The organism is Isoptericola sp. F-RaC21 (genome assembly GCF_038593535.1).
GTDB lineage: Bacteria > Actinomycetota > Actinomycetes > Actinomycetales > Cellulomonadaceae > Isoptericola.
In genome coordinates, this window is sequence record NZ_JBCFYX010000003.1 from 479701 (window position 1) to 487624 (window position 7924).

Sequence of the window (7924 nt, forward strand, 5' to 3'; positions counted from 1 at the left end):
CGATGGTTGCGACGAGCACGAGGCAAGCACCGCGCGGCGGGGGCCGGGGGCGTTCTTTCAGCCTCGTAAGGTCCGGGGGGCGTGCCCGCGGCGCCTGCGTACTGTGCGGTGCATGGGCAGCGGACGGGCGCGGGTGATGGTCGTGGAGGACGACGCGGCGGTGCGCACGGTGGTCGGCGACTACCTGCGGGCGGCGGGCTACGACATCGCCCTGTACAGCGAGGGCCGCAGCGCGCGCGACGCGCTGCGCGCCGACCTGCCGGACGTGCTGGTCGTGGACCGCATGCTGCCCGGCGTCACCGGCGACGACCTGTGCCGCGAGGTGCGCCGGACCTCCGACCTGCCGGTCATCATGCTCACCGCGCTGGGCGCCGTCGAGGAACGCATCCGGGGCCTGGAGCGCGGCGCGGACGACTACGTCACCAAGCCGTTCGCGCTCAAGGAGCTGCGCCTGCGGGTCGACGCCCAGCTGCGGCGGCGCGCGCCGGCCGCCCCGGGGGACGCGTTCACCGTCGGGGACTTCCGCATCGACCCCGGCCACCGTCGGGCGTGGCGGCACGGCGAGGAGATCGCGCTGACCACCCGCGAGTACGAGCTGCTGCTGTACTGCGTGCAGCACCCCGACCAGGTCCTGGCCCGCGACGACCTGCTGGGCGAGGTGTGGGGGTGGAGCTTCGGCGACGCGTCCACCGTGACCGTCCACGTGCGCCGGCTGCGGGAGAAGATCGAGCCGGAGCCCCGCTACCCCGTGTACCTGCGCACCCAGTGGGGCGTGGGCTACCGCTTCACCCCGCGAGGTGACGTCCGATGACCGGGATGTTCGACGGCATGCTCGGCCCGGCGGACGTCGGGCTGATCGTCCTCACGACCGCGGTCTGCACCGCGGTCGTGACGGCGCTCGCGCTGCTGGTGCTGCGCTGGAACCGGCGCGGGCCGGTCGCGTCCCAGCTCGCCGTCGTCGTGGCCGCCGCGGTGGCCTCGATCGTCGCGTCGGTCGTGGCCGTGATGGTCGAGATGTTCATCTCCACCCACGACCTGGTCGTGCTCAGCACCGTGATCGTCGTGTCCACCGTGCTGAGCCTGGCCGCGGCCTGGTTCACCACGACCCGCGCCGTGCGCCGCTCGGTGGGCACCCTGACCCGGTCCGCGCAGCGCATCGCCGACGGCGGCGTCGTGGCCCCGGCGGCGGCCGGCTGGAAGGAGTTCGACGACCTGCACGCCCGGCTCGTCGAGACGTCCGAGCGGCTCGCCGCGGCGCGCGCGGAGATCGACAAGCTTGACGCCGCGCGCCGCCAGTTCTTCGCCTGGATCTCCCACGACCTGCGCACCCCGCTGGCCGGGATCCGCGCCATGACCGAGGCGCTCGACGACGACGTCGCGCCCGACCGGGACGCCTACGTGCGGACCGTCCGCGCCAAGGTCGACACCGTCACCGCCATGGTCGACGACCTCTTCGAGCTGTCCACCCTGCAGAGCGGCACGCTGCGCCTGCAGCGCGAGCTCGTCGTCCTGCTCGACCTGGTCTCCGACGCCGTCGTCGACGTCCAGGCCGCGGCCGCCCGCCGCGGCGTGCGCATCGTGCAGTCCGGCGTCGAGGGCCACCTGCTGTGGGCCGACCCCCGCGAGCTGACCCGGGCGATCGGCAACCTGCTCGCCAACGCCGTCCGGCACGCCCCGGCCGGCTCCGAGATCCTCGTCTCCGCGCACACCCGCGACGACGACCACCTCGTGGTCAGCGTGCTCGACCACGGCAGCGGTGTGGACGCCGCCGACCTCGGCCACCTCTTCGACGTCGGCTGGCGGGCGAGCCAGGCCCGCAGCACCGGGCCGGACGGTGGGCCGGACGGTGGGCCGGGCGATGGGCCGGGCGATGGGCCGGGCGGTGGGCCGGGCACCGGGCACGGCGCCGGTCTCGGCCTCGCGATCGTGCGCGGGATCGTCGAGGCCCACGGCGGCCAGGTCACCGCCGCGCACGTGCCCGACGGCTTCGAGCTCGCGGTCACGCTGCCGCGCGGCGAGACCCCCGCGGGGGCCCGCCCCTGACCGCCCGAGTGTGGCGCGCGCCACGGCGCCCGCGGGTGTCGAGGGCCGGGACGCGTGCCGGGGCGGTCGCTCCGACCTGGCAGACTGAGGACGGACGCCCGACGGTGCCGCGCCTGCTGGGGCGCGAACCCGGCCCGGGGGCCCGATCCGCCTTGGTGTAATCGGCAGCACAGAGGTTTTTGGTGCCTTTGGTCCAGGTTCGAGTCCTGGGGGCGGAGCTCGGCACCATCGACCCAGCACACCCGAGAAGAGACGGAGCACCCGTGGTCTCGACAGGACCGGACGCCGCAGCAGACGTGTCGACCAGCTCGACCGACGCGAGACCGGCGGCCGTCGTCGTCCTCGCGGCGGGGCAGGGGACGCGGATGAGGTCCGCGACGCCGAAGGTGCTGCACGCCCTGGCCGGCCGCACCATGCTCGGCCACGCGATGGCGGCGGCGCGCGAGCTGGACCCGCTCCAGGTGGCCGTCGTCGTGCGGCACGAGCGCGAGCTCGTCGCGGCGGCCGCGGCCGAGATCGACCCGGCGGCCCTCGTCGTCGATCAGGACGAGATCCCCGGCACCGGCCGCGCGGTGCAGTGCGCGCTCGACGCGCTCGACGCCCGCGCGCACGCCGGGCGGGCCGCCCAGCTCGTGCACGACGACGCCGTCGACGACGAGCTGCACGCCGACCACGCCAACGGCGGGGACCACCCGCTGGGCGACGGCCTGGACGGCGCCGTCGTCGTCCTGGCGGGCGACATCCCCCTGCTCGACGGCGCGACGCTCGGCCAGCTGCTGGCCGCGCACCACGCGGACGGCAACGCCGTCACGATCCTCACCACCGAGGTCGCCGACGCCACCGGCTACGGCCGCATCGTGCGCGAGGCGGGCACGGGCGACGTGCAGGCGATCGTGGAGCACAAGGACGCGACGCCCACCCAGCGGGAGATCCGCGAGATCAACAGCTCGGTCTACGTCTTCGACGCCGCGGTGCTGCGCCGCGGCCTGGCGGGCCTGGGCACGGACAACGCGCAGGGCGAGGTCTACCTCACCGACGTCGTCGCGTCCGCGCGGGCCGAGGGCGGCGCCGTGCGCGCCGTGCTCAGCGACGACCCGATGCTCGTCGAGGGCGTCAACGACCGCGTGGCGCTGGCCACCCTCGGCGCCGAGCTCAACCGCCGCGTGCTGACCGAGTGGATGCGGGCCGGCGTGACCGTCGTCGACCCGGCGACCACCTGGGTGGACGTCGACGTCGAGCTCGCGCCCGACGTCACCCTGCTGCCGGGCACGCAGCTGCACGGTGCCACCAAGGTCGACTCGGGCGCGACGATCGGCCCGGACACCACGCTCACCGACGTCGAGGTGGGCCCGGGCGCGACCGTGGTGCGCACGCACGGCTCGCTGTCCGTGATCGGGCCGGACGCCAGCGTGGGCCCGTTCGCCTACCTGCGGCCGGGCACCGAGCTGGGGACGAAGGGCAAGATCGGCACCTTCGTCGAGGTCAAGAACTCGCAGATCGGCGAGGGCTCCAAGGTGCCGCACCTGTCCTACATCGGGGACACGACGATCGGCGAGCACACCAACATCGGCGCCGCGGCGGTCACCGTGAACTACGACGGGCAGACGAAGCACCGCACGGTGATCGGCTCGTACGCGAAGACGGGCGCCGACACCATGTTCGTCGCGCCGGTGACCGTGGGCGACGGTGCCTACACGGGCGCCGGGTCCGTCATCGTCAAGGACGTGCCGGCCGGGGCGCTCGGCGTCGCCCGCGCCCAGCAGCGCAACGTCGAGGGCTGGGTGGAGCGCCGCTGGCCCGGGACGCCGGCGGCCGAGGCGGCCGGCCGTGCCCGCGCCGAGGGCTCGGACCAGCAGCTCGGCGCGCAGGCGCAGCAGCAGCTCGCCGCGCACAATGCCCTCACCGGCGCCATCCCGGTCGTGCCTCCCGCCGACCAGGGTTCCGCCGCCTCGACCGACCCCGCCGACAGTTCCGACCCGACCGAAGGAAGCACGCAGCGATGAACAACTTCATCCCCGGAACCGGCGAGCGCACGCTCGTCCTCGCCACCGGTCGGGCCCACCCGGAGCTCGCGGAGGCCGTGGCGAAGGAGCTCGGCATCGAGCTGCTGCCCGTCTCGGCGTACGACTTCGCGAACAGCGAGACGTACGTGCGGTTCAGCGAGTCGGTGCGCGGCTCGGACATCTTCCTGCTGCAGAGCCACACCGCGCCCGTGAACCAGTGGCTCATGGAGCAGCTGCTCATGGTCGACGCCGCCAAGCGCGGCTCGGCGCGCTCGATCACGGCGGTGGCCCCGTTCTACGCGTACGCGCGCCAGGACAAGAAGAGCCGCGGCCGCGAGCCGATCTCGGCCCGCCTCGTGGCCGACATGCTGAAGACCGCGGGAGCCGACCGCGTCCTCAGCGTGGACCTGCACACCCCGCAGATCCAGGGCTTCTTCGACGGCCCCGTGGACCACCTGTGGGCGATGCCCGTGCTGGTCGACTACGTGCGCACCCGGGTGGACCTGTCCAACGTGGCCGTCGTCTCGCCCGACGCCGGCCGCATCCGCGTGGCCGAGCAGTGGGCCGCCAAGCTGGGCGGCTGCCCGCTCGCGTTCGTGCACAAGACGCGCGACGTCACCCGCCCCAACCAGGCCGTCGCCAACCGCGTCGTCGGCGAGGTCGAGGGCCGTGACTGCGTGCTCGTCGACGACCTCATCGACACCGGCGGCACCATCGCCGAGGCCGTCAAGGTGGTCATGGACGCCGGCGCTCGCTCCGTCACCGTGGCCGCCACGCACGGCGTGCTGTCCGACCCGGCCGCGCAGCGGCTGCAGGAGTGCGGCGCCGCCGAGGTCGTCGTCACCGACACGCTGCCGATCACTGCGGACAAGCGGTTCGACAAGCTCACCGTGCTGTCCATCGCCCCGCTCGTCGCCCGCGCCATCCGCGAGGTCTTCGACGACGGCTCCGTGACGAGCCTGTTCGACGGCAACGCCTGAGCGACGCCGACGGCCCGGGGCGCACGCCGCCCCGGGCCGCGGCGTCCCCCGAGGGGAGGCGCGGTGACATGACGATCGACGTGACCGTGGTGGTCCCCACCTACAACGAGGGGCCCAACGTCGCGGAGCTGGTCCGCCGTCTCGCCGCCGCGCTGGGCCCCGACGGCGAGGGGCCCGACGTCGCGCCCGGCGGGGCCGAGGTGCTGTTCGTCGACGACTCGCGGGACGACACCCCGCAGGTCATCGAGCGGGTCGCCGCCGCGGCGCCGCTGCCCGTGCGCATGATCCACCGCGAGGTGCCCGACGGCGGGCTCTCCGGCGCCGTCGTCGCCGGGCTGAAGGCGGCCGCCGGGGAGCGTGTCGTCGTGATGGACGGCGACCTGCAGCACCCGCCCGAGATGGTGCCCGTGCTGCTCGCCACGGCCCGCGAGACCGGCGCCGACGTCGTCGTCGCCTCCCGGTACACCGGCCGGGGCGACGCCGGCGGCCTCGACGGCCGCTACCGGCGCTGGGTCTCCAAGGCGTCCGGGCTGCTCGCCCGGTCGATGTTCCCCGTCAAGCTCCGCGCCGTCTCCGACCCCATGACCGGGTTCTTCGTGGTGCGGCCGGACGCCGTCGACCTCGCCGCGCTGCGCCCGCGCGGGTTCAAGATCCTGCTGGAGATCCTCGCCCGGCAGCGGCTCGCGGTCGTCGAGGAGCCGTTCGTGTTCGGGGAGCGCTTCGCCGGGCGGTCCAAGGCCACCGTCGCCAACGGCCTGCGGTACGTGCAGCAGCTCACGCTGCTGCGGTTCGGGCGGCTGTCCCCGTTCGCGATCATCGGCGCGCTCGGCGCGGTGCTCAACCTCGCCATCCTCGCGGGGCTCCAGGCGGCCGGCGTGCACTACCTGCCCGCGGTGATCTGGGCGAACGTCGTGACGATCGTCCTCAACTTCCTGCTGCAGGAGCGGTTCGTCTTCGCCGACCTGCGCGAGGGCGCGCACGGGTTCTGGGGCCGCTTCGTGCGGTCGTTCGCCTTCAACGGCACCGAGGCCGCGGTGCGCACGCTGCTGCTGTGGTGGATCGTCGAGCGCGCGGTGCCGCACCCGGAGCTGGTGCAGGCGGTGCTCATCCTCGTCGCGTTCGTCGTGCGGTTCGTCTTCCAGGCGCAGGTCGTCTACCGCCCGCGCGGTGCGGCGCGGGCCCGCTCGGGGGAGCGCCCCGGCGAGCGCGCACAGCCCTGACGCCACCGGCCTGACACGCCCCGCCGCGAGGGGGCTATACTCGTCCGGTTGCCTCGGCGAGGGACGTCTGACGGGCGCAGGTCGAGCAGGGTCATCCTGCCCGGGCCAGCGACACCATCAGAGCTGGATCCGTCGGATTTCCGTGATCGACTGGGCGGCTGTCGGTGCACCGCGTCCACTCGCGGGTGCCCTACGGCGCGCTCCGATCGCGTCCGTCACGTGTCCCACGCCGACGCAACCGCAAGTTCGCGGGGACCACCCACCTCGTGGACGGCCGACGGCTCCCTCTGGTCGTCGGCACGCACAGACATCCCAGGAGTGATCCACGTGTCCGACATCAAGCTCGCCGCCGAGGCCCGCACCGAGTTCGGCAAGGGCGCCGCCCGCCGCATCCGTCGCGAGAACAAGATCCCCGCCGTCCTGTACGGGCACGGCACCGACCCGGTGCACGTCACGCTGCCGGGCCACGAGACCATGCTCGCCATGCGTCACTCGAACGCCCTGTTCTCCATCGAGCTGGACGGCAAGACCGAGCTCGTCGTCGCCAAGGACGTGCAGCGCACGCCGGTGAACAGCACCATCGAGCACATCGACTTCCTGATCGTCCGCCGCGGCGAGAAGATCGCCGTCGACGTCACCGTGAACATCGTGGGCGAGTCGGCCCCCGGCACGATCCACTTCGTCGAGGCGCAGACCCTGTCGGTCGAGGCCCTCGCCACCAACCTGCCCGAGTCGGTCGACGTGTCGATCGAGGGCCTCGAGGCCGGCCAGCACGTCACCGCCGGTGACGTCGCCCTGCCCGAGGGCGCCACGCTGCTGACCGACCCGGACGCGGCCGTCGTCGCCGTCTCCGAGCCGCGCGGCGAGGTCGCCGAGGACGAGGCCGAGGAGGGCGAGGCCGCCGAGGAGTCCGCCGAGGCCGCCGAGTCCACCGAGGGCTGACCAGCACGATCCCTGGCGCTGTGAGCGCGATTTCGGGGACTGTCCACCCGTGGATAGTCCCCGAGATCGCGCTCACAGCGTTCTCTGGTGGCGACGTCGAGAGGAACCGCCCGTGACCGACACCCCGTGGCTCGTCGTGGGCCTGGGCAACCCCGGCCCGAAGTACGCGGGCAACCGGCACAACGTCGGGCAGATGGTGCTCGACCTGCTCGCCGAGCGCACCGGCGCACGGTTCTCGCGGCACGCCCGCGCGCAGGCGGTCGTCGCGGAGACGCGGCTCGGCGTCCTGCCCGGCGGGCGCCCCGGTCCGCGCGTGGTGCTGGCCAAGCCCACCACGTACATGAACACCTCGGGCGGCCCCGTCGCCGGGCTCGCGAAGTACTACGGCGTGGACCCGGCGCAGGTCGTCGTCGTGCACGACGAGGTCGACATCCCGTTCGACACCATCAAGCTCAAGTCCGGCGGCGGCGAGGGCGGGCACAACGGCCTGCGCGACATCACCAAGGCCCTCGGCACCAAGGACTACGTCCGCGTCCGCGTCGGCGTCGGGCGCCCGCCCGGCCGGATGGACACCGCCGACCACGTGCTCAAGGACTTCTCCGCCACCGAGCGCAAGGACCTGCCCATCCTCGTCGACGACGCCGCCGACGCCGTCGAGATGGTGCTCGTCGAGGGGCTCCTCGCCGCGCAGGGGAAGTTCCACACCAAGGTGTGAGACCAGGTGTGAGACCAGGTG

General features: G+C 73.7%; 7 protein-coding genes and 1 tRNA gene. All 8 read left to right on the plus strand.

What is annotated here, in order from left to right; genetic code table 11:
* Nucleotides 1-112 precede the first annotated feature (112 nt).
* A complete protein-coding gene (locus tag AAG589_RS12735; protein WP_430567617.1) occupies nt 113-811 on the plus strand; it encodes a response regulator transcription factor in 699 nt (232 codons plus the stop codon).
* Entirely contained in the window at nt 808-2043 is a 1236-nt protein-coding gene (locus tag AAG589_RS12740) for a sensor histidine kinase (protein ID WP_430567618.1), read from the plus strand. The genes AAG589_RS12735 and AAG589_RS12740 overlap by 4 nt, the downstream gene beginning before the upstream one ends.
* Nucleotides 2044-2189: 146 nt before the next feature.
* Nucleotides 2190-2261 (plus strand) — tRNA-Gln (locus AAG589_RS12745).
* Nucleotides 2262-2408: 147 nt separating this feature from the next.
* A complete protein-coding gene (gene glmU, locus AAG589_RS12750; protein ID WP_446719735.1) occupies nt 2409-4046 on the plus strand; it encodes a bifunctional UDP-N-acetylglucosamine diphosphorylase/glucosamine-1-phosphate N-acetyltransferase GlmU in 1638 nt (545 codons plus the stop codon).
* The gene (locus AAG589_RS12755; RefSeq protein WP_430567619.1) at nt 4043-5026 is read left to right on the plus strand and encodes a ribose-phosphate diphosphokinase; all 984 of its coding nucleotides are present in this window, start codon (nt 4043-4045) and stop codon (nt 5024-5026) included. Before glmU ends, AAG589_RS12755 begins: the two co-directional genes overlap by 4 nt.
* A 68-nt stretch (nt 5027-5094) precedes the next feature.
* Nucleotides 5095-6246 (plus strand): glycosyltransferase family 2 protein, encoded by a 1152-nt coding sequence (locus AAG589_RS12760; RefSeq protein WP_430567620.1) that lies wholly within the window; start codon nt 5095-5097, stop codon nt 6244-6246.
* Between the two features lie 327 nt (nt 6247-6573).
* Nucleotides 6574-7188 (plus strand): 50S ribosomal protein L25/general stress protein Ctc, encoded by a 615-nt coding sequence (locus AAG589_RS12765; protein WP_430567621.1) that lies wholly within the window; start codon nt 6574-6576, stop codon nt 7186-7188.
* 112 nt (nt 7189-7300) lie between these two features.
* A complete protein-coding gene (gene pth, locus AAG589_RS12770) occupies nt 7301-7903 on the plus strand; it encodes an aminoacyl-tRNA hydrolase (RefSeq protein WP_430567622.1) in 603 nt (200 codons plus the stop codon).
* Nucleotides 7904-7924: the final 21 nt, after the last annotated feature.

Bases quoted from the DNA above. Each gene is read 5' to 3' on its own strand.
- AAG589_RS12760 (WP_430567620.1), top strand. From the start codon at position 5,095: ATGACGATCGACGTGACCGTGGTGGTCCCCACCTACAACGAGGGGCCC.
- AAG589_RS12735 (WP_430567617.1), top strand. From the start codon at position 113: ATGGGCAGCGGACGGGCGCGGGTGATGGTCGTGGAGGACGACGCGGCG.
- glmU (WP_446719735.1), top strand. From the start codon at position 2,409: ATGAGGTCCGCGACGCCGAAGGTGCTGCACGCCCTGGCCGGCCGCACC.
- AAG589_RS12755 (WP_430567619.1), top strand. From the start codon at position 4,043: ATGAACAACTTCATCCCCGGAACCGGCGAGCGCACGCTCGTCCTCGCC.
- AAG589_RS12740 (WP_430567618.1), top strand. From the start codon at position 808: ATGACCGGGATGTTCGACGGCATGCTCGGCCCGGCGGACGTCGGGCTG.